Genomic DNA, 22,733 nt, shown 5'->3' on the forward strand with positions numbered 1-22,733 from the left:
GCGACGGGCATCGCATCGGGTGATCGTGGACTATATCGCCCTCCCTTTCCGGCCGCACGGCTGCCGTTTCGAATTTCGCGACGACGGCTCCGCGCTGATCACGCCGGGATATGCGCTGCCCGAGCTCTGGCCCTCGATCCCGCACCTGTTCATCGACCGCGCGCAGCGCTTTCCCGACCGGCCGTTCGTCGCTCGCCGCGAACGGTTCGAAGGCGGCAACCGCGGCGAATGGCGGCGGCTGACCTATGGCGACGCGCTGCACCGGTCGCGCGCACTGGCGCAGGCCCTCCTCGATCGCGACATCGGTCCCGATGCGTCGGTGATGGTGCTGTCGGGGGGCAGCCCGGACCATATGGTCGTCAACCTTGCGTCCCAGATGGCGCGCGCGCCCTACGCCCCCGTGTCGGTCAATTATTCGCTGGCGGGCGGCGACTTTGCGCGGCTGCGCCACTGCTTCGCGACCTGCCGCCCCCGACTGGTCTACGCCGACGACTGGCGCACCTTCCTGCCCGCAATGCGCGCGCTGCGCGAGGAAACCGAACTGATCCTCGTCACCGACGAAGCCGCCCCCGGCGGCGAGACGATCGCGCTTGCCGACCTGCTCGCGACGCCCGCAACCGACGCGGTCGACACCTCGATCGCGGCGATCACTCCCGATACCCACGCCAAGACCATCTTCACCTCGGGCTCGACCGGCAAGCCCAAGGGGGTCATCCAGACTCAGCGCATCCTGACCGGCGTCGTGGCACAGCATCAGGCAATGTACGAGGAATCGGACCATTCGGCGCATGCCCGCGCCTTTCTGTCGTGGGTGCCGTGGAGCCATGTCGGGGGCAACAATATCCTGCCCGCCGATGTGCTCAACGAAGCCGCCTGCCTTTACATCGACGACGGCCGGCCGCTGCCGGGCCAGTTCTCCGAAACGATCCGCAACCTTCGGGAAATCCACCTCACCGAATATAATTCGACGCCGATCTTCTTTTCGGAACTGGTCATGGCGATGGAAACCGACCCCGCGCTGCGCGACCATTTTTTCCGCGACCTGCGTTTTCTGAGCTACGGCGCAGCGGGCCTGTCCGACGACGTGTTCCGGCGCCTGCAAGCGCTGGCGGTCGCCGCGACCGGACGCCGGATCCCGGTGATCACCAAATATGGCACGACCGAAACGCAGGGCACGACGATCGTCGGCCGCCCGCTCGAAAGCACCGGCGCGATCGGCCTGCCCTTCGCCGGCAATGTCGTGAAGCTGGCGCCGGTCGGCGACCGGCTCGAAATCCGGGTCAAGGGACTGACCGTCACCCCCGGCTATCTCGGCGACCTAGGAGCGACCGCGGCGGCGTTCGACGAGGAAGGCTTCTATCGCACCGGCGACGCCGCACGCTTCGTCGATCCGGCACAGCCCGAACTCGGCCTCGCCTTCGACGGGCGGGTGACCGAGAATTTCAAGCTGGAATCAGGCACCTGGGTCCATGTCGGCGCGCTGCGCATGGCACTGCTCGATACGCTCGGCCTGCTCCACGACGTCGTGATCGTCGGCGAGGGCCGCGGCGAGGTGCGCGCGCTCGGCTGGCTGCGCACCGCCGACGCGCAGCGGCTCGCCGGCGCCGACCTCGACGCGGCGGCGCTTGCGGCGCATCCGGCCGTGACCGCGCACCTCGCTACGCGGCTGGCGGCGCACAATGAAGCGGCGGGCGGCCAATCGCGGCAGGTCGCTGCGGTGCGGGTGCTGGTGGAGCCGGCCAGCGGTGACGAGATTGCAGACAAAGGCTATATCAACCAGCGCGAGGTGCAGCGGCGCCGCGCCGACGAGGTCGCGGCGCTGTACCGCGGCGAGGCGGTTTTCCCGGCCTGACGGTCAGTCCCAGCGCAGGTAGAGTTCGTCGAAGCCCGGCACCGACCCGCAATGCTCGACATTGCGGCGGTCGGGGTCGAGACGGAATTCGGGGATTCGCGCGATAAATTCCTCGAGAAACACGTCGATCTCGGCGCGTGCGAGATGCGCGCCGACGCATTTGTGCGGGCCGTTGCCGAACGTGTTGTGCGACGGCGCGTTGCGGTCGAAATCGACCTCCATCGGCCGGTCGTACATCCGCTCGTCGATCCCCGACAGATTGTTGGGGACCATGATCATCTCGTCCTTCCTGAACAACACGCCCTTATATTCGAAGTCGCGGGTGAGGATGCGCCCGGTGTTCGAGAGGCCGAAGCGGCGGATGAACTCCTCGCGCGCGGCGGGGATGATGTCCGGTTCCTCGCGCAGCCGGCGCTGCTGTTCGGGATGCTGCGCAAGGTAATGGACGATGTAGCTGAGTTCGGACGCCACCGTGTCGAGCCCGCCCGCGAACAGCAGGGTCGCCATCGACAGCACCTCTTCCTCCGACTGGAAGCGCGGATTGCGGCGCCAGCCCGCAACGCGGGTGAGAAGATCGTCGCCGTCGCCCCCGTCGCGCTCGTCGAGGATCGTCTTCAGATATTCGCGCACGCGCAGCTGCGCCGCCATCCGGTCGGCGGGATCGTAGGAGGACATGATCGCGATGCCCCATTCGACGAACTCCTCGCGCCGGTCGAGCGGCAGGTCGACGATGCGCAGGAACATCGTCACCGGCATGACGCGCGCGAATTCGGACAGGAATTCGCAGCGGCCGTTGGGCTTCATCTTTTCGGTGAGTTCGATCGTCAGGTCGCGCGCATCGTCGCGCATCTTGGCCACCTTGCCCGGCATGAAGCCGGGGTTGATCACCGCGCGATAGCGCGCATGATTGGGCGGGTCGACCGCGAGCGGCAGCGGCTTCAGCGGCATCAGCGTGCGCGGAATCATGAATTCCTCGTGGCTGAAAATCTCGTAATTTTCCTGTACGAAGCGGATATCCTCGGCGCGCGTCACCATCCAGTGACCGCCGTGGCGCGGCGACCAGATGATGTCGGGACCGTCGTGCAGCCGCTTGACGGCGTTGTAGACGCCGACCTCTTCCATGCCCGCCGGACGAATATAGTCGTAATCGACGACCAGTTCCTCCGGGACATGGTCAGGCCGCGGCGTGAGGACGGGGATGGGGCTGTTCATTTCCTGCTCCGATTGCATTTTGTTGTATATATCATCTATCTGTTTATAGCGAAAAGCAAGCACCCTGCGCAGACGGGGCAAGAATGGGAAGAAGATGGCGGATACGGGCTATCGCATCGGCGACCTGGCGCTGTCGGCGCGCGAACGCAGGCCTGCGGGGCGGCCGCGCGGAATCATCCTTGCGCTGCACGGCGGCGGATATGGTGCGGGATACTGGGATTTCCCGCCGACCTCGCTGCTCGACGTCGCGGCCGAGCGCGGCCATCTGGGCGTCGCGATCGACCGGCCCGGCTATGGCGCCGCCTTCGATCGCCCGATGCCGCTGGCCGAACAGGCCGATGCGATGCTCGACCTTGCCGACGAACTGCGCGCGCGCGAGGGCGGCGTGCCGCTGCTGCTCGCGGGCCATTCGATGGGCGGCATATTGGCGCTGACCGCCGCGGCGCGACCGCGCGCCGCGACCGCCCTCGCCGCGATCGACGCGTGCGGCGTGCCGCTGCGTTACACCGACGCGATGCAGGCAGCGCTCGACGCACGCCGCTTGAACGCGGGCGAGACGCATTTCCCCTCGCTGGGCGATGCGCACGCCCGCCAGGCCTTTTTCGGCGCCGACGCCGATTTCGATCCCGCCGCGCTCGCTTATGATGCGGCGCTGCGCGCCCCGGTTCCCGGGGCGGAGCTTCCCGACGCCGCCGACGCCCCGCGGAACCTGCCCGCGCTGATGCGCCGAATCACCCTGCCCGTCCGCCTGAGCTTCGCGGCCGATGAGGCCAGTTCGGTCGCGGACGCGGCGGTCGCGGCCGAGGCGCGCGCGCACCTGGCCGCGAGCCGGCGCGCGCTGGTCCGTTTCGAAGCGCATAGCGGGCACAATATCAGCCTGCACCATGTCGGCCGCGCCTTTCATCACGCGACGATCGACTGGCTGGAGGAGGCCGCCGCATGACCACATCGTTCCCCGAACCCGGCTTTCCCGCCACCATCCCCGGGCTGATCCATGCCTTCGCCGCGCACCACGGCGAAGCCGAGGCGATGGTGCGCGACGGCGAGCGGGTGAGCTTCGCCGATCTCGACCGGCAGTCGGCGGCGGTCGCGCGGGCGCTGCTCGAACGCGGGGTCGGCAAGGGCGCGCGGATCGCCATCCTCGCCCCGCCCTCGCCCGAATTCGTCGTTGCGGTGCTCGCGGCGGGGCGCATCGGCGCGATCGCCGGACCGCTCAGCACGCTCTATCAGGCGCCCGAGCTGCGCTGGGTGCTCGCCAACGCCGAGTTCGACCATCTGATTGTCGCCGACGCCTTCCTCCGTCACGACTATCTCGCACGGCTCGAGGAAGCGCTGCCGGGGCTCGCCGAGGCAGGCGGCGGTCCACTCCATCTCGCCGCAGCGCCGCGACTGCGGCACATCCATGTCATCGGGGCGCCCGCCCGCCCCTGGTCGCAGCCCTTCGCGGCACTGCTCGCGGGGAGCGAAGTCGTTGATGCGGCAATGCTGCGCGCGGTCGAGACGCTGGTGACGCCCGCCGATCCCTTTTGCATCATCCACACGTCGGGCAGCACCGCGCACCCCAAGGGGGTGATCCACGGCCACGGCCCGCTGGTCCGCCACAGCCGCCAGATGGGGCTGGACTTCACCCCCTTCGGCCCCGGCGACCGGGTGATCACGACGCGCGCGATGTTCTGGGTCGCGGGTTTCGTGGCCACCCTTTTCTACAGCCTCAACAACGGCGCCTGCCTGATCGTCACCGGCGACGGATCGCCCGCCAATGTCGCGCGGCTGATCCGCGACGAGGGCGCCAACGCGCTGGCCGGCGATGCCGGCTGGTTCGACGTGCTGCGCGATTCGGCCGAGCTGCGCGCGGCGGGCTGCGACGTCGTGCGGCTGAACATGGACAGCGCCGGCATCGCACGCGCGGGACGTTTTGCGAGCGACCATCTGGACCGGCGCTGCGGCGCGGCAACGCCGGTGCCCAACGCCCGTTTCGCGCGCACCTTCGGCATGACCGAGACGCTGGGCGGGCATACGTCGGCGCGGTTCGACGAACTGCTGCCCGAAGACCGCCCGTCGTGGCAGGGGCGCGCGGTGCCCGGGGTCGAGCTCAGGATCGTCGACCCCGACACGCGCCGTCCCCTGCCGCCGGGCGAGGTCGGCGAATTGCTCGTGCGCGGCTATTGCCTGATGCTCGGCCTCGCGGGGCGCGAGCGGCACGAGACCTTCGATGCCGACGGCTATTATGCGACCGGCGACCTCTGCCGGCTCGACGCCGAGGGTTATCTGAAGTTCGAGGCGCGGCTGGGCGAGATGATCAAGATCCACGGCGCCAATGTCGCGCCGCTGGAGGTCGAGCTGGCGATGACCGGGCTGCTCGGCATCGAAAAGGCGGGCGTTGTCGGGATCGCGCAGGGCGACGACACGCAGCTCGTCGCGGCGGTGCTGATGGCCCCGGGGCGCACCCTCGACGAAGCCGCCGTCGTCGCCGAGCTGAAGCAGCGGCTGTCGTCGTTCAAGGTCCCGAAACGCATCGTCGCCCTTGTCGAAAGCGAGCTGCCCGCGACCGGATCGGGCAAGATCAAGAAGGCCGAACTCGCGACCCTGATGGCCGGAATGTTCCGCGGACAATCATGATAATCATATAACGAATTTACTTGATTCAACCTCCCGGCGCCTGCATGGATTCGGAAACCAGAGGCAGAGGAAGCGAGAAGAGAGAGATGGTAGAAGCCAGCACCAAGGAGCGGCCGGACACATACGGCATCCTGACCGACGAGGGCATTGCGAAGCTGCGCGAACGCGTCGGCATCCAGGTCAACAAGCCGACCCCGCCGCACAATTATGAAGTCACGTGGGACGGCACGCGGCATTTCGCCTTCGGCTATGGCGACGACAATCCCCTGTGGTGCGACAAGCATTATGGCGAGAAGACGCGCTGGGGCGGACTGATCGCGCCGCCCAATTTCCTCTATACCATGGGCGTGTCCGACGCGCCGCCGATCACCCCCGAGGTGAAGGCGATGATGAAGGGCGATCCGCTCGCCGGGCTCGGCTCCTATCAGGCGCAGATGGAATTCGAATGGTGGCGTCCGCTGCGCCTCGGCGACCAGCTCAAGCAGCGTTTTGCGCTGATCGGCGTGCAGGTGAACGACAAGAGCGGCTTTGCCGGGCGCACCGTGTCCGAAGTCAACGGCTACATCTATCGCAACCAGGACGACGAACTGCACGCGATCCAGCGCGGCACGTGGATCCGCGCCGAACGCCATGCGTCGAAGGAGAAGAAGAAGGAATATGACCTTCCGACCCCCTACACCGATGCCCAGCTCGCCGAGATCGACGCCTGCTACGCCGCCGAAACGCTGCGCGGCGCCGAAACCCGCTATTGGGAAGACGTGATCGAGGGCGAGGAATTGCAGACGATCGTCCGCGGTCCGCTGCGCACCAGCGACATCGTCGTCTGGCACGTCGGCTGGGGCATGCAGCTCACCCCGCCGGGCGCGTTCCGCCAGAGCTGGAAGATCCGCGCCAAGGTCCCGGGCCTCTACACCCCCAACGAGCTCAACGTCCCCGACACGGTCCAGCGCCTGCACTGGGAAAAGGCATGGGCGAACGAACTCGGTATCCCCATCCCCTATGACTATGGCGGGCTGCGCGAAACCTTCCTGACCAACATCTGCACCAACTGGATGGGCGACGACGGCTGGCTGTGGAAGATGTCGTGCCAGCACCGCAAGTTCGTCTACACCGGCGACACCTATTGGATCAAAGGCAAGGTCCGCAAGAAGGTGCAGGAAGAGGGCCGCAACGAGGTCCACCTCGACATCTGGGTCGAGAACCAGCACGGCACTGTCGTGTCGCCGGGCAACGCCGTCGTCCTGCTGCCGACCCGCGACGCGCCGGTCGAGCTGCCGAAGCCGGCGAAGGAAAATATCGACGAGATGTACGCTTATGAAGTCGAGCGGCTGAAGCAGTAATCCCGGCCTTTGACCGCGGCGCCGCGCGCGCCGCGGTCCAGACATGGACCGAGCATGACATACGACCATATCCGGTACGAAAAGCGTGGGGCCGTTGCGGTCATCACCTATGACAAGCAGGAGCGGCGCAACGCGTGGAGCCCGCCGCTCTATCGCGAAACCGAGCGCGCGATCGAAAGCGCGAACGGCGACGACGAGATCGGCGCGATCGTGCTCACGCACGAAGGGCCGATCTTCTGCGCCGGGACCGATTTCAAGGCGGGGCCGGAAGTCGACCCCGACACCGGCAAGAAGCTCAACATCGCGCAGATCTGCATGATGCAGGACACGGGCTGGATTCACCTGCTCGCACGGTCGAAGCCGATGGTCGGCGCGGTGCACGGCGCGGCGATCGGGCTGGGGGTCACCCAGTTGTTGCCGATGGACATCCGCGTCGGCGGCGAAAGCTCGACGTGGAGCTTTCCCTTCCTGTCGCTGGGCTTCATGCCCGAACTCGGCTGCACCGCCCTCCTTCCGCGGCTCGTCGGCTATGGCCGCGCGCTCGACATCTGCCTGACCTCGCAAAAGCTGACCGCGGCGGAGGCGAAGGAGATCGGGCTGATCAGCCGCGTCGTGCCCGACGAACAGGTTCTCGACGAAGCGGTGGCCGTCGCGGAAAAGCTCGCCGGCGTACCCAAGCTGCAGATGCGGCTGACGCGCGGGCTGTTCGCGGCGAACGCGCTCGAGGCCGATACCAACGCCTATCTGCGGCGCGAGACCGACGCCTTCATCGAAATGCTGCGCGCCGCCAAACGCGCGCGCGAGGCGGCGGCGGCCAAGCCCTAGGGCGGCGGCCGCGCTCAGCGCAGCAGCACCGTGACATCCTCGAGCTTCGCGTCGAACGCGAAGGGTATGCGATAATCCTCGCTGACCGGGGTGCCGGTATCGACCCCGACGTCGAAGGTTTCGGAGAGCGGCATCAGCAGGCGGATCGTCGCGGGGACGCGCAGGCTGCGCGGCGGCGCGCCGTCGACCGACAGCCGCACCGTGCCGCCCTTGCCGAGCCCGCCGCCGTCATAGTCGAAGTCGACCCGGATCTCGTGGCGTCCCGGCGCCAGCGGACCGCTCCAGTCGAGCGTGCTGCGCTCGAGCCCCAGCCGGTTGTAGACGAAGCGCGGGACGCCCCCCCGGACATAGAGGCCGTAGCCGCCGAAGCGGCCGCCCTGCGTGACCAGCATGCCGTTGCCCCCGCCCGCGGGCACCTCGACCGTCGCGACGAGCGAAAAGGACCGGTTGAGCACCGCGGGCGCGATCGCACCCGGGATGCGGCTGACCCCGGCGGGATAGGAAAAGCGCGTCCGCCCGCTGTTGATGTCGGGCGCCGGCAGCCCGCGCGGCGCGCGCGCGATCGGCAGTGCATGGTTGCGTTCGGCCTCGCGCCCGAACAGCGCCTTGAGCTCGGCGAGCTTCGCGGGGTGGCGCGCCGCAAGGTTGACCGACTGGCTGAAATCGCGCGACAGGTCGTAAAGCTCCCACGTCCGGTCGGCGAAGGGCACGTCCTTGAGACCGGTGAACTGCCACGGCATCGACACGGGGCGCGTGTTGGCGAGCCAGCCGTCGGCATAGATCGCGGCATCGGCCGACAGCTCGAAGAATTGCGTCCGCCGCGCCGGTGGCGCCGCCGCATCGCCGAGCGCATAGAGCATCGAGACGCCGTCGAGCGTCATCTGCGGCACCCCGGCGACCGTCGCGGGCGCCTCGATCCCCGCCGCTTCGAGGATCGTCGGCACCACGTCGGTCAGATAGTGATACTGGCTGCGCACCCCGCCGTGCGCGTCCGGCGCACCGCGCGGCCACGACAGCACCATCGCGTTGCGCGTCGCGCCGAGGTGCGAGGCGACGCGCTTGAAATAGGGAAAGGGCGTCGACATCGCATGCGCCCAGCCGGTCGGGAAATGGCCATAGGTCATCGGGCCGCCGAAGCGGGCGATGTTCGCCAGCGCGACCGGATAATCGGCCTCCCCTTCCTCGTTGAGCCCCGCGGTTTCGTTGAACAGGCCGTTGGCGCCGCCCTCGGCGCTCGATCCATTGTCGCCCTGGACGAAGATGACGAGCGTGTTGTCGAGTTCGCCCGCGCGCGCGATCTCGTCGAGCAGGCGCCCGATCTGGTCGTCGGCATAGGCGATCGCGCCGGCATAGGCCTCCATCATCCGGGCGTAGAGGCGCCGCTTTTCGGCGGGCAGGCTGTCCCACGCCGCGATCTCGGGCGGGCGCGGCGTCAGGCGCGTGCCCGCAGGGACCGTCCCCGCCGCGATCTGCCGCTTGAGCGTGCGGGTGCGCAGCGCGTCCCAGCCGATGTCGAACTGCCCGCGGAACCGGTCGATCCACCCCGGCGGCGCCTGGAACGGCGAATGCGCGGTGCCCGTCGCATAATAGAGGAAGAAGGGCTTGCCCGGCTCGGCCGCGTGCTGACGGCGCAGCCACGTCACCGCGCGGTCGGCGAGATCCCTGTCGAGGATATAGCCGGGATCGTCGGCGGGCGGCTCGACGGGTTCGGTGCCGAGATAGAGCTGCGGCGCGAACTGGTCGGTGTCGCCGTCGAGAAAGCCGTAGAAATATTCGAAGCCGAGCCCCGTCGGCCAGCGATCGAACGGGCCGGTCGGGCCGGTTTCCCACTTGGGCGTCAGATGCGCCTTGCCCACCATCGCACTGTTGTAGCCGCCGTCGCGGAGGATGCGGGCGATCGTCGCGGCGCTCGCAGGCAGGATGCTGGTGTAGGCGGGGTGCGAGCTCGCCGCGTTGGTGACCCCCGACATGCCGACGCGCCCCGGGTTGCGCCCGGTCAGCAGCGCGGCGCGGCTCGCCGAACAGATCGCGGCGGTGTGGAAGCGGTTGAAGCGCAGGCCGCGCTGCGCGAGCCGGTCGAGCGTCGGGGTCGGGATCGGCCCGCCGAAGGTCGACGAGGCCGCAAAGCCGATATCGTCGGTCAGCACGACGAGCACATTCGGGGCGTTCGCGGGGGCGGTGCGGCGTTCGGGCCAGGCGGGCCGCGGGTCGGCATCGGGCGCGGCGACGGCGGCGACGGGTACGACCAGCGCCGCGCAGGCCGTCAGCGCCGCCAGCGAGAGCGAGCGTCGGATCATCGCGATACCTCTTCTGGCAGCGGCGGGACGAATGCCGCCGCGGTTTCGGAACGAGGCGCGCGCGCCGCCCGGTTAAGGGCGGCGCGGCACGATCAGCGGGCGTCGCTCCCGAACCGGTATTTCAGGCTGACGCCCCACATCCGCGGCGGTGCATAGATGGCGCCGCGCACCCCCAGCGACGAGCGCTGGGTCAGATCGTTGCCGCCGATGCGATAGAGCTTGTTCGTCGCATTGGTCAGGAAGACGCCGAGGTCGACGGGCTGCCCCATCACATCCTTCCAGTTGAGGGTGAAATCGAGCGTCGTGTAGGCGGGTTCGATCGCCGCGGGATTGAGGCGACTGGTGTCGGTAAGCGCGACATTCGACTGGTGATAGAGCCGGCCGCCGACGCTGACCTTGCCGATGCTGTCGTCGAGCGGCAGCACATAGTCGAGGTTCAGCGTATATTGCGTCTTGGGCACCGAGTTGAAGCGGTTGTCCGAACAGAAGCCGACGATCGACACCGAGGCCGGGTCGCACGGATTGCGGACTGCGTCGGGCGTGGTCCGGTCGAACTTGGCATCGGTGTAGGCAAAGGTTCCGCCCAGCGTCAGCCCTTCGACCGGGATCAGGCTGACCTCGAGCTCGATGCCCTTGATCCGGCCGTTGTTGACATTCTGCACCTGCGACACCGGCACCGCGCCGGGCAGCACGACATTTTTCTGAATGCCCTTGTAGCGGTCGGTATAGGCCGCAAGGTTGGTGCGCAGGAAGACGCCGTCGAAATCGAAATCGGCCTTGATGCCCGCCTCGATCGACACGTCGGTTTCGGGCGCATAGGCGGGATCAACCCCCGGGGGCGCCGACGAATTGACGCCGCCGGGGCGATAGCCCTTGCTGACCTTGGCATAGAAGAGCTGGCCCGCGTCGGTGTTGTACGACGCGCCGAAGGTCCAGGTCGTCGACTTGAACGATCCGCGCGTCTCGACGCAGCGCGCCGTGCCGAGGACATTGTTGAGCGGAACGACGCCGACGCCCGGGCCGAGGTCGAGCGAGCCGAAACCATAGTCGCGGCACTCGCCGTGCGGGATCGGCGCAAAGGTCGAGGCGACCAGGACGTTGGCGAGCGGTTCGGGGACGTTGCCGCCGCCTGGTCCCATCAGGAACGCCTTCAGCGCCGCCTCGCCGCCGGGGAGCGGACTGAGATAGGTCGCCTGCCGCGACAGCACCTTGTCGTGCGTGTAGCGCAGGCCGCCGTTGATCTTGAAATTGTCGGTCACCGCGAATTCGAGCGAGCCGTAGATCGCCCGCGACTTGGTGGTCAGCTCGTTGACCCCGACGCGCTGGAGGACGGCGACGTTGATCGTCGCATTTTCGGACGGACCGCCGGGGCGCTGTTCGTCCATATAGCCGCCGAGCGCCCAGTTGAGGCGCCCGTCGATCGCGCGCCCCGACAGCCGCAATTCCTCGCTGAACTGTTCGGCGTTGGTGAACAGCACGTCGGTGTTCGGACAGGAGGAATGGCAGGTCAGCACCGCGGCACCGTTGGCGGCGCCGAAGTTCGATGCCTCGTCCTCCTTTTCGCGGATGTAGCCGAAGATGTTGGTGACCTGGATATCGTCGGTCAGGTCGGCGACCGTGCGGTTGACGATATAGAGATTCTTGCGCTTGCTGTAGAGCGGGTCGACCAGCGACACCGCGCGCGGACCGCGGGCGTTCTGCGCCGCGAGCTGCGCCTGTTGCGACGCAAGATAATTGGCGGCGGTGAAGGGCGTGAGCCCCGGCGCCATCGCCTTGACGCTGCCGTTGGCGTCGATGCCATAACCACCCGCGAACAGCGCCGCCGGTCCGCCCACATTGGCGCCCAGCGCCGCCGCGTTGAGCCCGGTGAAGACCACCGCGGTGCCATTGTCGTGGGTGTTCTGGTACGACACGATCGTCGTATTCTCGAACGTGTCGGTCGGACGCAACGTCAGCGAACCGCGGAAGCCCTCATAGGCGATATTGTCGTGCCGCAGGCCGGTCGCAACATTGCGCGTGAAGCCGTCGCGCCGGGCGGTTTCGAATGCCCCGCGCAGCAGCACCTTGTCCTCGACGATCGGGATGTTGATCGCGCCGTTGACCGTGCGCAGCCCGTAGTTGCCGAGCTTGACCCCGATATAGCCGCCGAATTCATCCTTGGGGGTCTGCGGCGACACCATGACGTTGCCGCCGTCGGTGACGCGCCCGAAGTTGACGCCCTGCGGACCGCGCAGCACCTGGACGTTGGCGAGGTCGTAGAACTGGCCCTGCGTCAGCCGCGAAATCGGCACTTCGGCGAAATAGGTGATCACCGCCGGGAAGACGGTGCCGAACGAATAGCCCTGCCCGCGGATCGTGTAGGTCAAATTGTTGCGGTCGGAAACCGACGCCGACACCGCAAGCCCCGGCGTGGTCTGGACAAGGTCAACCGGATTGAAGGCGCCGCGCTGGTCCATCTGTTCCTGCGACACGACCGAGACCGCGACCGGCACGTCCTGCAGCCGTTCTTCCTGGCGGCGCGCGGTGACGACGATTTCGTCGAAGCCGCCACCGGCGGTTTCGGCTTCTGCGGGCGCCGATGCCGCGCCCCCGTCCTGCGCCAGGGCAGGCTGGGCGAACATCAGGCCGGCCGTGCCCGCGCACAGCATCGCTTTCCAGTTTTTCATGCGGTCCTCTCCCGTTCGGGCGCGTTGGCCCATCCTCTGCGAGTCTCCTTTGCGGAGCTATCGGGGGACGAGCGTAACGGCGAGCAAGCCTCTGTCAATATCGTATATATTATTCGGTAAATTGATATGAAAAATTCGACAGATCGACGGTTTATCGCGCTTCCTTTTCGAATTCGGGTGGCCGTCCGAGCGACAGAATCAGCCCCACGGCGATCGCGACACCGACGATCAGCACCATCAGTGTCGCGTGATAATTGCCCATGGCGTCGAACGCCTTGCCCGCCGCCCACGACGAGGTGCCGACCGCAAAGCCATAGACGCTGATCAGGATCGCAAAGACCAGCCCGTAGCGGCGCAGGCCGAAATAGCGGCTGGACATATAGGCGACGACGTCGACCTCGCTGCCCATCGCGACCCCGATCAGCATCGCCAGCGCGACCGCGCTGCGGAAATCGAGCGGGACGAGCCACAGCCAGAGGCAGGCCAGCGCCGGCAGGCTGAAGGCGACCGCCGCCACGAAGCGCGTCGGCAGGATGTCGAACAGCAGGCCGGTGCCGAGGCGACCGACGATCATCGCAGGACCAAGGAAGAGCGCCACCGTCGCCGCATCGTCGCGGCTCAGCCCCGCATCGGCCAGCATCGGTTGCAGATGGACGATGAAGGTGCCGACGCACGAGGCGATGAACAGAAAGGCGATCGCCAGACGCCACAGGATCGTCGACCCGACGACCTCGCGCCAATCCGCCCGGGGCACCGCCTGCGCCGCGACGCGCGCCGCCGCATCCTCGCGCGGCAGGAACAGCCAGCAGGGAATGAACATCAGCGCGAACGCGCAGGCCGCCATCGCGGGATAGACGCCGCCGAGCCCGAATGTGCGCTCGAAGCCGAGGACGATCGACGGGATCGTGCTGACGAGCACGCCGGCGCCCGCGAGCGACGTCGCGAGCGCGAGCCCGCGCCGCTTGGAGAAATTCTGCACGATCAGCTTGGTGAAGACGATCGAGCTGGCCGCGAACCCGAGCAGGCTGAAGGCGATATAGCCCGCATACCAGGTCCAGACCGGTCCGCCGACCAGGCCGAGCAGCGCGGTCCCGATCGCCCAGCCCGCGATGCCCGGCAGCGCGATGCTGCGCGCGCTGTAGCGATCGACGAGCATGCCCAGCAGGATGTTGGTGAACGGGTGGATCACGCTGGAAATGGTCAGCGCAAAGGCGACCTCGCCGCGGGTCCAGCCATAGGCCTCGCCCAGCGGCTTCACCATCGCGCCGACGACGTGGAAATGCACGCCGATGATCGCGATCGATATGGTGGCCGCGAACAGCACGCCCAGGCTGCGAAGCGATTGCGTGTCGAACGCCGGCATCAACGAATCTCCATATTCCCATATTCGCGGTCCAGCGCCGCGCGGACGATATCGCCTTCGTCGATCCCGCTTTGCGGTTCGTGCCAGAAGGCGGCGTCGCCGATGGCGCCGACATGCGCCGCGATATCTTCGGCCGACGGCGGCCCGCCATCGCGCGGGCCGGCCCAGCCCGCCGTGCGGCCGCTGAACATGCGGGCATAATGACCGCGCAGCACCGACCAGGTCTGTCCCGTCAGGTTGCACGCCGGGCTGGCGAGCCACGTCACCAGCGCCGCGCAATAGTCGGGCGCCGAACGGTCGGCATAGGCGTTGCCGCGCGCGAGGATCGCCGCGATGAAATCCTTGTCGACGCGATCCTCGCCGGGCGCGCCCATGCGGCTGCCGCTGGCGTTCGGCATCACGCAATTGATCCGGATTTCGGGCGGTGCTTCCTGCACCAGCACGCGCATCAGGCCGATCACGCCCATCTTGGCGGCGCCGTAATTGGCGCGATAGGGATTGCCGAAGGTTCCCGACTGCGACCCGGTGAAGATGATGCGGCCATAGCCCTGCCGCTTCATCAGCCGATAGGCGGGCTGGGTGACGAAGAAGGCGCCCTTCAAATGGACCGCGAGCACCGCCTCGATATCCTCGTCGGTCAGGTCCTCGAACAGCGCGTTGCGCTGGTTGCCGGCGTTGTTGACCAGAATGTCGATGCGTCCGAAATGATCGAGCGCCGCGCGGGTGATCGCCTCGCCGCCCGCCCGCGTCGCGACCGTGTCGGCGCTGGCGACCGCGCGCCCGCCGCGCGCGCGAATTTCCCCGGCCACCGCTTCGGCAAGCGCCGTGCCCGTGCCCGCGCCGCGCGTGTCGCCGCCGAGGTCGTTGACCACGATCGCGGCGCCGCGCGCGGCGAGCGCGAGCGCATAGGCGCGGCCGAGCCCGCCCGCCGCGCCGGTGACGATTGCGACCTGTCCCGACAGGTCGATCCGGCCATCACTCATGCCATCCACCCGTCGACCCGGCGACGGCCGCGCTCATTCGCCCCCGAACCTGTAGGTCAGGCGGACGCCGTACATGCGCGGCAGGCCGGGCGAATAGGCGGTGACGCCGAGGCTGTTCTCGATCGCGAGCAGGCGCTGGATATATTTCTTGTTGGCCAGATTCTGCGCATAAACCGCCACCTCGACGTTCGGATTGTCGAGGCGATAGGCGATCTGGCCGTTGAGCAGGCCGTAGCTCGGGATCTTCGCCGTTTCCCGGAACTGTTCCTGATAGCCCGGGCCGACGAGCGGGCCGGTCGCATAATGCTTGCTGCGCCAGGCATAGTCGGCGCGCAGGTTGAGCTCGCCGCCGCCCACCGGCACACTATAGTCGGCATAGAGCGAATAGGAGGTCTTCGACGTGAAGGAATAGGGCGTGTCGGACACGTCCTGGAAGGTCGTCGGGGTCAGCGGGATCGTGAAATCCTTGAACTTGGGATCGAGGAAGGTCGCCGAAACGCCGAGTTGCAGCCCCTCGGCCGGGAGCACGGTCAATTCGGTTTCGAGGCCGCGAATGCGCGCCGTCGCCGCATTGACGATCGTGTTCGACAGTATCCCGTTCACGATCGTCGGCACGGTGCGCTGGATATCGTCGTAATTGGTCTGGAACACCGCGGTGTTCAGGCGCAGGCGGCGATCGAGCAGGTCGAGCTTGAAGCCGAATTCATAATCGACGACCGTTTCGGGGTTGAAGACCAGCGGCGTCGTCCCCGTCGCGCGCGGATTGAAACCGCCCGCGCGGCTCGCCTTGCTCGTCTTCAGGTAGAGGAAGATATTGTCGTTCGGGCGCCAGTCGAAGCCCGCGGTGTACGACCAGTAATCGAACGACGCCCTGGTGAAATCCTCGCACGGCGCGCCCGCGGGGACGACGAGGCTGCACACGAAGGTGCCGTTGGGCAGCCCGGTCACCGCGTCGGTGTTCTCGGCGCGGTTGCGGCGCAGGATCGAGCGCTTGTCCTTCGTGTAGCGCAGCCCGCCGGTGAAGCGCACCTCGGGGGTGATGTTGAAGTTGAACTGGCCGAAGCCGGCGTAGCTCTTGTTGTGGATGTCGCCGTCGTTGTAGCCGAGGCGCGAGCCCAGCGGAAACGCCGAATAGCTCTTCGACAGGTCGGTGCCCTGTTCGGTGAAATAGAAGGCGCCGAGGATCAGCTGCAACCGGTCGTCGAACGCCGCGGTCGCGAGCTGCAGTTCCTGCGAGAACTGGGTCTGGCTGATGATATTGCCGTCGCCCGCGCGCAGCCCGCCGGTGAGCACATAGGGCGTCCCGTCATTGTCCGACAGCGAATTGGTGTCGACCCCGCGCCACGCGGTGATCGCCTTGACCGAGGTCGCGTCGCTGATCTCATATTCGCTCGTCACCCCGACGCCCCACGACTCGGCCCTGCTGAACGGGATCATGCTGACCGCGACGTCGTAGAAATTGTCCTTCCCGACGACGTCGATCGCGTAATTGCCGTAGGAATCGCCCGCCACCGGCCCCTTCACCGGACAGCGCGGGTTGGGCGTCGCGCCCGAACAGAGCCCGAGCACCGCCTGCGCCGTGCCGTTCAGATTGGCGCCGTTCGCGGGGTTGCGATAATAGCTTTTGAGCCCGGTGATCTGTCCCTGCCCCTTGCGGTTGGTATAGTCGCCGATCACCGTGATCGACAGGCCGCTGCCCCCGGGGGCGATGCGCAGCGTGCCGCGCAGGAAATCGACATTGTCGCCGCCGAGCGGCGTATCGAAGCTGAGGGTGCGGCCATAGCCGTCGTTCTGGACGTGCTGCGCGACCAGCCGCACGCCGATCTCGTCGCCCCGGATCGGCAGGTTGACGATGCCCGTCGTCTCCCAGCTGTCGTGATTGCCGTAGCGCAGCCGCAGGCTGCCGCCGAGATCGCCGGTCGGCTTGTTCGAGATGATGCTGACCGCGCCGCCGGTGGTGTTGCGCCCGAACAGCGTCCCCTGCGCCCCGCGCAGCACCTCGACGCGCTCGACGTCGACGAAGTTGAACAGCGCGCCCGACGAGCGCGCGATATAGATGCCGTCGAAATATTGCCCGACCGCCTGGTCGAGCGCGAGCAGCGCGTCGGACGAGGACTGGCCGCGAATGCCGATGAAGGCCGAGGCCGGCTGGCCGGTGGTCGGCTGGACGACGATGCCGGGGACGAGCCGCGGCAGCGATTCGACCGACATCACCTGCGCGCGGTCGAGCGTGTCGCCGGTCGGCACGGTGACCGCGACCGGGGTCGACTGCAGATTCTCCGATGTCTTGCGCGCGGTGACGACGATATCCTCGATCCCGACGCTTTCGCCCGCGGGCGCCGGCCCGGCGGTCTGCGCAAGCGCCGGTGCCGACGCCAGCGCCAGCGCCAGCGCCAGTGCGCCCGGCACGATCCCCGACATCAGCGACTGTTTCACGGTTCGCATTTCAGCTTCCTCCCCAGATCCATTTGCTCTTCCCGCCCGCAGGGGGCGGCACGCGTCGTCGATGATGGGAACTTGCCGGCGCGGACCGCGTGCGCGGCCGCTGGCCCGACGGGCCGGGCCCGGCCTTTCGGATCGCTCTCCATCCTGTGTCCATCCGGCTTGCAACCGGATTTGTTATATATATGATTATATTGATCACCCTGATTTATGAGTCAATATGCTTCGAACCGACAGCCGCGGAAAACCAAGCTATCTGCCGGATGGCGCCGCGGAATAATCATATATCTACGTTATTGGATACTTGCGTCGAGCGCGGTTCAGCGCCACGTTTTCGGGCAAAGGAGAGGATTGATGAATCGCATTCCCCTGGTCGCGGTCGAGGACCTCACGCCGCAGCAGCGCGACGCCTATGACAACAAGCCCGGCGGCAAGCTCAACCTTTCGCGCCTGCTCGCGCATGCGGTGACGATGCAGCCGGGCATCGGCCTCGCGGTGCAGGGCATGATGACGGGGATCGAGGTCCCGCCGCTCGAGCGCCAGATCTGCGTCCTCGCGGTGCTCCACCTCGACCGCGGCGCCTATGAATGGGCGCAGCATATCGAGGTGTCGAAGGCGATGGGGATCGCCGACGCCAAGGTCGCGGCGATCGCCGACGACCGCTTCGGCGACCCCGTCTTCGACGCGCGCGAACGCGCGCTGCTCGCCTTCACCCGCCAGGTCGTCAAGACCGTGCGCGTCGATGATTTCGTCTTCGCCGCGGTCGCCGCCTTCTATTCGCCGCGCCAGATCGTCGAACTGATCCACGTCATCGGCATCTACATGCTGTTCGCACGCGTGTCCGAGGTTGCCGAGCTCGAGATCGACGCCGTCGCCGGCGGCGATTTCTGGAAACAGGCCAACCAGCAGGCGGGGCTGGTCGAATGACCGGGCCGGGCATCGAAACGATCGACTATGCCTTCGTGCGGCTGGCATTCGACGGCGCGCTGGCGGTCGTCACGCTCAACGACCCCGACCGGCTCAACGCGATGGGCGACGAAATGGCCGAATCGCTCGCCGCGGCGCTGGCCGAGATCGTCAAGCCGCGGCGGCGCTGCCGCGCGGTGCTGCTCACCGGCGAAGGCCGCGCCTTTTGCGCCGGCTATAATCTGATGGTGAGCCGCAAGGCCCTCGCCGCGGGCCAGTCGACGATCCGCCCGCTCGGCGGCGCCGAGACGCTCTATCACCCGATGCTCCGCCGCCTGCACGCGCTCCCCATCCCGCTGATCGCCGGGGTCAACGGCCTCGCGATCGGCATCGGGCTCGGGCTCGTCATGGCCGCCGACCATGTCGTGATGGCCGACGAGGCGTGGATGCAGACGCCCTTCGCCAGGCTCGCCTCGGCGCCCGACTCGGGCCTGTCGTGGCTGCTCCCGCGTGCGATCGGGGTGCCGCGCGCCAAGCGCATGCTGATGCGCGCCGAACGGATCGATGCGGCGACCGCACTCGCGTGGGGGCTGGCGGCGGAGAGCGTGCCGGCCGCCGCCCTCCCCGATCGCGCCCGCACGGTGGCGCGCGAGTTCGCGGATGGCGCGACCCTCGCGCTCGGCGAGATCAAGGCGCTGGTCGCCGACGGCCTGCGGCAGGACCTGCACAGCAGCTTCGAAGCCGAGGCGCGCGCGGTCGCGCGAACCGCGCGAACCAAGGACAATCTCGCCGCGGTGCGCGTCTTCGCCTCGAAGGAGCAGCCCGTCTTCACCGGCGAATAGGTGCACCGATTTGACATTGTGACAAAAAACGTCATTGCGTTAATACCTGCGCCGCCCCAGCCCGGACGGCGGACATCGGGGGCAGCATGGCGTCGGAAACCAAGATCGATCGCGCGGTGGCGGCGGCGGCCGACCAGTTCATCCGCTACGGCTTCGCGCGCACGACGATGGGCGACATCGCGCGCGCGGCAGAGATGTCGCGCCCCGCACTCTACCTGCTTTTCGCCGGAAAGGAAGAAGCGTTCGAGGCGGCGGTCGAGCATCTGAACCGCATCCGCATGGCCGAAATCCGCGGCGCACTGGCCCCCGCGGCCGGGCTTGCCGACCGGCTGTCGATCGCCTGCGACCTGTGGCTGGTGCAGGTCTTCGACCTCCAGCAACGCACCCCCGACGCGCGCGACATGGACGATCTGTCGATCCCGGTGGTGCGCCGCGTCTATGCCGAACTCGAAGCGCTGATCGCCGAGCTGATCGCGGCCGGCGCGACCGGGCCGCTTCCCGCCGCCGCGACGGACCTCGCGCGCGGGCTCGTCTTTGCGGTGCGCGGACTGGGCGCCGCGACCGACGATGTCTCGACCTTCCGTTCGATGATGCACCTGCAGGTCGACCTGCTCTGCCGCGCGGTCGCGCCGCGCGGCTGACGCGGCGTCAGACGCCCAGTGCGCCGAAGGTATCGAGGTCCGACACCGCGGCGCCGAAGCAGTCGCCCTCGGCGGTGACGATCTCGATCGGCTGCATCTCGAGCGGAGTGAAGGGCCACATGAACCCGTGCATCGCATGGCGCCGATACGCCTCCCACGCCTCTTCGCGGCTCGGCGGACGCGCGACGCCATGGGTGTTCAGCGCCGCCAGATAGCCCGCGAGCAGGTCTTTTTCGGCCGCGCGCCGGTCCTCGACCCGCAGGTTGCCGATAATCGAATAGGCGACGTCGTGCATATACGGCCCCTCCTGCCACGCCTGCCAGTCGAGGAAGCCCGGGCGCCCGTCGGTTTCGAAGAACATGTTCCCGAGATGCGCGTCGCCGTGCGAGAAGCATTGCGGGATTTCGGGCGAGCGCCTCCACTGCGCGCGCAGCCCCGCCATGATCCGCTCGCGGTCGCGATAGGGGCCGACATAGGCGGCGCAGCGGCGATGGTTGATGCAGGCTTCGAAATAGGCGGGTTCGAGCATCATCATCACGACGCGGTCGGCCGCCTGCCAGACGGTCGAGAAATTGCGCAGCGTCTTGAGTTCGGGCGACTGCCACCAGCGCGCGTGCATCCGCGCGAGCAGGTCGAGCGTCTGCGCCTGCTGGTCGAGGCTGATCGGCCGCGTGGCGTTGCCGAAGGCGATGTTGCGCGCGGCCAGATCCTCCATCAGCACCAGCCCCTGCACACCCTCGTGCCAGCCCGACCAATAGGCGCGCGGGATATGGATGGTCATTTCCGGCGCCCAGGCGGCGAAGAATTTGGCCTCGTTCACGAAGGATTCGTCGAAGGTATAGGCGTGGCGGATAAAGCCGCCCTTGAGCCACATCGTCGGCGGCAGCCGGTGCGCATGCCCCGCGTCATTATAGGCAAGCAGCAGCCGCACCTTGGTCGCGGTGCCCGCGATGACGGTCCCGATATGCAGCTCGGTGACGACCGTGCCGGGAAAATTTTCGGCGAGGACCGACGTCAGCCAGTCGGCGGTGATCTCCTCGATGCGCAGCGGCAGGTGGCTCCGGGGTGCGTCGGCCATTGGCGGCTCCTCTCTCGTTCGATTCCTTGTATCGCTTATTTAGTATACTCTTTCAAGATTTGGCAAGCCGCCAAATGGAGCGTGCGATCGGCATGGGGCCGGCAGCGCGGAAGGTGGCTTTGGGGTGGGAAGCGGACGTTCGCTCAATCTCTTTCGTCATCACGGACTTCGTGGGGACATCTAATGTTATAGAGAGTTGGAAGTCGCTATTTGAACCGCACTGCCCCCCATGCCGTTTCGTGGAAGCCTCAGACTACCGAGCACAAACCGGCAGTAGGACACGTCCCTTCGCACCTTATGTTTAAACACACCAGTCAGGACTACGTTTTTCCTTGCGCTAGCTGCGTCGGCCGGCCAGAATAATCCTCCTAATAGGTTATATAATTATTCTGAAGGATGTAGTGATGTCGGATAGCTTGCAGTCGCTGCGCGTGGGAATGATTGGTGCCAACTGGGGAATCGTCGGCCACCTTCCAGCCTGGCGCAATCTGCCGGGCGTCGAGGTGACGGCGATCTGTACCGCTCAGGAGGAGACCGCGCGCGCTGCTGCCGATACCCACGGGATTCCCAACGCTTACCATGATTATCGACAGATGATTGACGAAGCACCTGTCGATATCATCGACGTCGGCACGCGCCCGGCCTTGCGATATGACATGGTTATGCACGCCCTCGCCGCTGGCAAGCATGTGATCAATGCCAATCCTTTTGCGCCCGACATCGCTGCGGCGCGTGCCATCCGCGCGGCGCAGCAGGCAGCGGGCGTCGTCGGTATGGTCGAAGCGCAATTCCAGTGGCTGCCGCAATTTCGTCAGATGAAGGCGCTGATCAAAGATGGTGCTCTCGGCGACCTGATTGGCGTCGAACTGCGATGCCACTTCCCGCTCATCCGCGACGGCGATGCGGTATTCCCATTCGTTACCCGGCCGGGCTATACCTCGAACTACAATTGGCTCGGCATGACGGGCGAGGGCGCGAGCGCGCTGCGCAACCTTGGGGGGCATTGCCTCCACGCCCTGATATATCTCTTCGGCGACGTAGCCAGTGTGTCGGCGACGCTGGAGCGCGGGCTGCGGGAATGGCGCTTTGATGATGGCAGTCACTTTGAACCCCAAACCGTCGACACGGCCTTTTTGACGCTGCGTTTCCGGCATGGTGGCATGGCACAGATGAATATTGGCTGGAGCGTGGCCGGCGCGCGTGGGTTTGCGCTTGAAGCTTATGGGTCGAAGGGGCGGTTGCGGATCGAGGCGCCCTCGGGATTTCCCGATGCGGCCAATGCAACGTTATCCCATGCGCCTGCGGTCGCCCGAGCCGATCTAGGCAGGGCGGCACAGCCAGTCACATTACCGAATTCGCTGACGCAGTTGCGCGGCGCCGACATCCCGATGCTCGATGACGCTCGTGTCATAATTCCGATGACGCTGATGCTGGACGAGATGGTTTCGGCCGTGCGCGAAAATCGTGACTGCCATCCGGGTTTCGAACAGGCGCTTCAGGTTCAAGCGATTTGCGAGGCGGCGGAGGAATCCGAACGCAGCGGACAGCGAGTCACCGTGGTCATCTAACCCTCCGTTGGCTAAGCATCCCCGGCGGCGTTCGCCGTCGAACTGGATCAGCAACGGTCTGGCCTGCTGCCGGTTTGATGGACGCCGAAATAGGGTGTT

General features: G+C 67.0%; 16 protein-coding genes. 9 read left to right on the forward strand and 7 right to left on the reverse strand.

The window, feature by feature from the left end; genetic code table 11:
• Positions 1 to 25 precede the first annotated feature (25 nt).
• The gene (locus EAO27_RS13285) at positions 26 to 1,852 is read left to right on the forward strand and encodes an AMP-binding protein (RefSeq protein WP_242770519.1); all 1,827 of its coding nucleotides are present in this window, start codon (positions 26 to 28) and stop codon (positions 1,850 to 1,852) included.
• Positions 1,853 to 1,855: 3 nt separating this feature from the next.
• On the opposite strand, the gene EAO27_RS13290 is transcribed toward EAO27_RS13285, so the two are convergent.
• Entirely contained in the window at positions 1,856 to 3,064 is a 1,209-nt protein-coding gene (locus EAO27_RS13290) for a cytochrome P450 (RefSeq protein ID WP_242770522.1), read from the reverse strand.
• 94 nt (positions 3,065 to 3,158) lie between these two features.
• Between EAO27_RS13290 and EAO27_RS13295 the strand changes: the two genes are divergently transcribed.
• The 4 genes from EAO27_RS13295 to EAO27_RS13310 all read left to right on the forward strand — a co-directional run bounded on the left by EAO27_RS13295 (position 3,159) and on the right by EAO27_RS13310 (position 7,848).
• The gene (locus EAO27_RS13295) at positions 3,159 to 4,007 is read left to right on the forward strand and encodes an alpha/beta fold hydrolase (RefSeq protein ID WP_242770525.1); all 849 of its coding nucleotides are present in this window, start codon (positions 3,159 to 3,161) and stop codon (positions 4,005 to 4,007) included.
• Positions 4,004 to 5,683 carry a class I adenylate-forming enzyme family protein gene (locus EAO27_RS13300; protein ID WP_242770528.1) on the forward strand — a complete coding sequence of 560 codons (1,680 nt, stop codon included), beginning with the start codon at positions 4,004 to 4,006 and terminating at the stop codon, positions 5,681 to 5,683. Before EAO27_RS13295 ends, EAO27_RS13300 begins: the two co-directional genes overlap by 4 nt.
• Positions 5,684 to 5,769: 86 nt before the next feature.
• The gene (locus EAO27_RS13305) at positions 5,770 to 7,023 is read left to right on the forward strand and encodes a MaoC family dehydratase N-terminal domain-containing protein (RefSeq protein WP_242770531.1); all 1,254 of its coding nucleotides are present in this window, start codon (positions 5,770 to 5,772) and stop codon (positions 7,021 to 7,023) included.
• A gap of 54 nt (positions 7,024 to 7,077) precedes the next feature.
• Complete coding sequence (locus EAO27_RS13310) at positions 7,078 to 7,848, forward strand: enoyl-CoA hydratase/isomerase family protein (protein WP_242770534.1); 771 nt, start codon at positions 7,078 to 7,080, stop codon at positions 7,846 to 7,848.
• Positions 7,849 to 7,862: 14 nt separating this feature from the next.
• Here the strand turns inward: EAO27_RS13310 and EAO27_RS13315 are convergent, their stop codons facing one another.
• The 5 genes from EAO27_RS13315 to EAO27_RS13335 all read right to left on the reverse strand — a co-directional run bounded on the left by EAO27_RS13315 (position 7,863) and on the right by EAO27_RS13335 (position 17,602).
• Positions 7,863 to 10,145, reverse strand: coding sequence for an arylsulfatase (locus EAO27_RS13315; protein ID WP_242770537.1), 2,283 nt, complete (start codon positions 10,143 to 10,145; stop codon positions 7,863 to 7,865).
• A 92-nt stretch (positions 10,146 to 10,237) separates the two neighbouring features.
• Positions 10,238 to 12,811, reverse strand: a complete 2,574-nt coding sequence (locus tag EAO27_RS13320) for a TonB-dependent receptor (protein WP_242770540.1) — start codon at positions 12,809 to 12,811, stop codon at positions 10,238 to 10,240.
• A gap of 151 nt (positions 12,812 to 12,962) precedes the next feature.
• Positions 12,963 to 14,174 carry an MFS transporter gene (locus EAO27_RS13325; protein ID WP_242770543.1) on the reverse strand — a complete coding sequence of 404 codons (1,212 nt, stop codon included), beginning with the start codon at positions 14,172 to 14,174 and terminating at the stop codon, positions 12,963 to 12,965.
• Positions 14,174 to 15,157 (reverse strand): SDR family NAD(P)-dependent oxidoreductase, encoded by a 984-nt coding sequence (locus tag EAO27_RS13330; RefSeq protein WP_242770546.1) that lies wholly within the window; start codon positions 15,155 to 15,157, stop codon positions 14,174 to 14,176. Before EAO27_RS13330 ends, EAO27_RS13325 begins: the two co-directional genes overlap by 1 nt.
• A gap of 33 nt (positions 15,158 to 15,190) precedes the next feature.
• Complete coding sequence (locus tag EAO27_RS13335) at positions 15,191 to 17,602, reverse strand: TonB-dependent receptor (protein ID WP_242770549.1); 2,412 nt, start codon at positions 17,600 to 17,602, stop codon at positions 15,191 to 15,193.
• A gap of 351 nt (positions 17,603 to 17,953) precedes the next feature.
• On the opposite strand from EAO27_RS13335, the gene EAO27_RS13340 reads away from it, so the two are divergent.
• The 3 genes from EAO27_RS13340 (at position 17,954) to EAO27_RS13350 (ending at position 19,988) form a co-directional block, all read left to right on the forward strand.
• Positions 17,954 to 18,526, forward strand: a complete 573-nt coding sequence (locus EAO27_RS13340; protein WP_242770554.1) for a hypothetical protein — start codon at positions 17,954 to 17,956, stop codon at positions 18,524 to 18,526.
• Complete coding sequence (locus EAO27_RS13345; protein ID WP_242770557.1) at positions 18,523 to 19,347, forward strand: enoyl-CoA hydratase-related protein; 825 nt, start codon at positions 18,523 to 18,525, stop codon at positions 19,345 to 19,347. The genes EAO27_RS13340 and EAO27_RS13345 overlap by 4 nt, the downstream gene beginning before the upstream one ends.
• Positions 19,348 to 19,433: 86 nt before the next feature.
• Positions 19,434 to 19,988: a TetR/AcrR family transcriptional regulator gene (locus EAO27_RS13350; protein WP_242770559.1), complete on the forward strand. Its 555-nt coding sequence runs from the start codon at positions 19,434 to 19,436 to the stop codon at positions 19,986 to 19,988.
• Positions 19,989 to 19,995: 7 nt separating this feature from the next.
• Here the strand turns inward: EAO27_RS13350 and EAO27_RS13355 are convergent, their stop codons facing one another.
• Complete coding sequence (locus EAO27_RS13355; RefSeq protein WP_242770562.1) at positions 19,996 to 21,066, reverse strand: phosphotransferase; 1,071 nt, start codon at positions 21,064 to 21,066, stop codon at positions 19,996 to 19,998.
• A 404-nt stretch (positions 21,067 to 21,470) separates the two neighbouring features.
• Here EAO27_RS13355 and EAO27_RS13360 point away from each other — a divergent pair, with 404 nt between their 5' ends.
• A complete protein-coding gene (locus tag EAO27_RS13360) occupies positions 21,471 to 22,634 on the forward strand; it encodes a Gfo/Idh/MocA family oxidoreductase (RefSeq protein ID WP_242770565.1) in 1,164 nt (387 codons plus the stop codon).
• Positions 22,635 to 22,733 lie beyond the last annotated feature (99 nt).

The organism is Sphingopyxis sp. YF1 (assembly GCF_022701295.1).
Classification (GTDB): Bacteria; Pseudomonadota; Alphaproteobacteria; order Sphingomonadales; family Sphingomonadaceae; genus Sphingopyxis.

Bases quoted from the DNA above. Each gene is read 5' to 3' on its own strand.
- EAO27_RS13290 (WP_242770522.1), bottom strand. From the start codon at position 3,064: ATGAACAGCCCCATCCCCGTCCTCACGCCGCGGCCTGACCATGTCCCG.
- EAO27_RS13295 (WP_242770525.1), top strand. From the start codon at position 3,159: ATGGCGGATACGGGCTATCGCATCGGCGACCTGGCGCTGTCGGCGCGC.
- EAO27_RS13300 (WP_242770528.1), top strand. From the start codon at position 4,004: ATGACCACATCGTTCCCCGAACCCGGCTTTCCCGCCACCATCCCCGGG.
- EAO27_RS13305 (WP_242770531.1), top strand. From the start codon at position 5,770: ATGGTAGAAGCCAGCACCAAGGAGCGGCCGGACACATACGGCATCCTG.
- EAO27_RS13310 (WP_242770534.1), top strand. From the start codon at position 7,078: ATGACATACGACCATATCCGGTACGAAAAGCGTGGGGCCGTTGCGGTC.
- EAO27_RS13315 (WP_242770537.1), bottom strand. From the start codon at position 10,145: ATGATCCGACGCTCGCTCTCGCTGGCGGCGCTGACGGCCTGCGCGGCG.
- EAO27_RS13320 (WP_242770540.1), bottom strand. From the start codon at position 12,811: ATGAAAAACTGGAAAGCGATGCTGTGCGCGGGCACGGCCGGCCTGATG.
- EAO27_RS13325 (WP_242770543.1), bottom strand. From the start codon at position 14,174: ATGCCGGCGTTCGACACGCAATCGCTTCGCAGCCTGGGCGTGCTGTTC.
- EAO27_RS13330 (WP_242770546.1), bottom strand. From the start codon at position 15,157: ATGAGTGATGGCCGGATCGACCTGTCGGGACAGGTCGCAATCGTCACC.
- EAO27_RS13335 (WP_242770549.1), bottom strand. From the start codon at position 17,602: ATGCGAACCGTGAAACAGTCGCTGATGTCGGGGATCGTGCCGGGCGCA.
- EAO27_RS13340 (WP_242770554.1), top strand. From the start codon at position 17,954: ATGAATCGCATTCCCCTGGTCGCGGTCGAGGACCTCACGCCGCAGCAG.
- EAO27_RS13345 (WP_242770557.1), top strand. From the start codon at position 18,523: ATGACCGGGCCGGGCATCGAAACGATCGACTATGCCTTCGTGCGGCTG.
- EAO27_RS13350 (WP_242770559.1), top strand. From the start codon at position 19,434: ATGGCGTCGGAAACCAAGATCGATCGCGCGGTGGCGGCGGCGGCCGAC.
- EAO27_RS13355 (WP_242770562.1), bottom strand. From the start codon at position 21,066: ATGGCCGACGCACCCCGGAGCCACCTGCCGCTGCGCATCGAGGAGATC.
- EAO27_RS13360 (WP_242770565.1), top strand. From the start codon at position 21,471: ATGTCGGATAGCTTGCAGTCGCTGCGCGTGGGAATGATTGGTGCCAAC.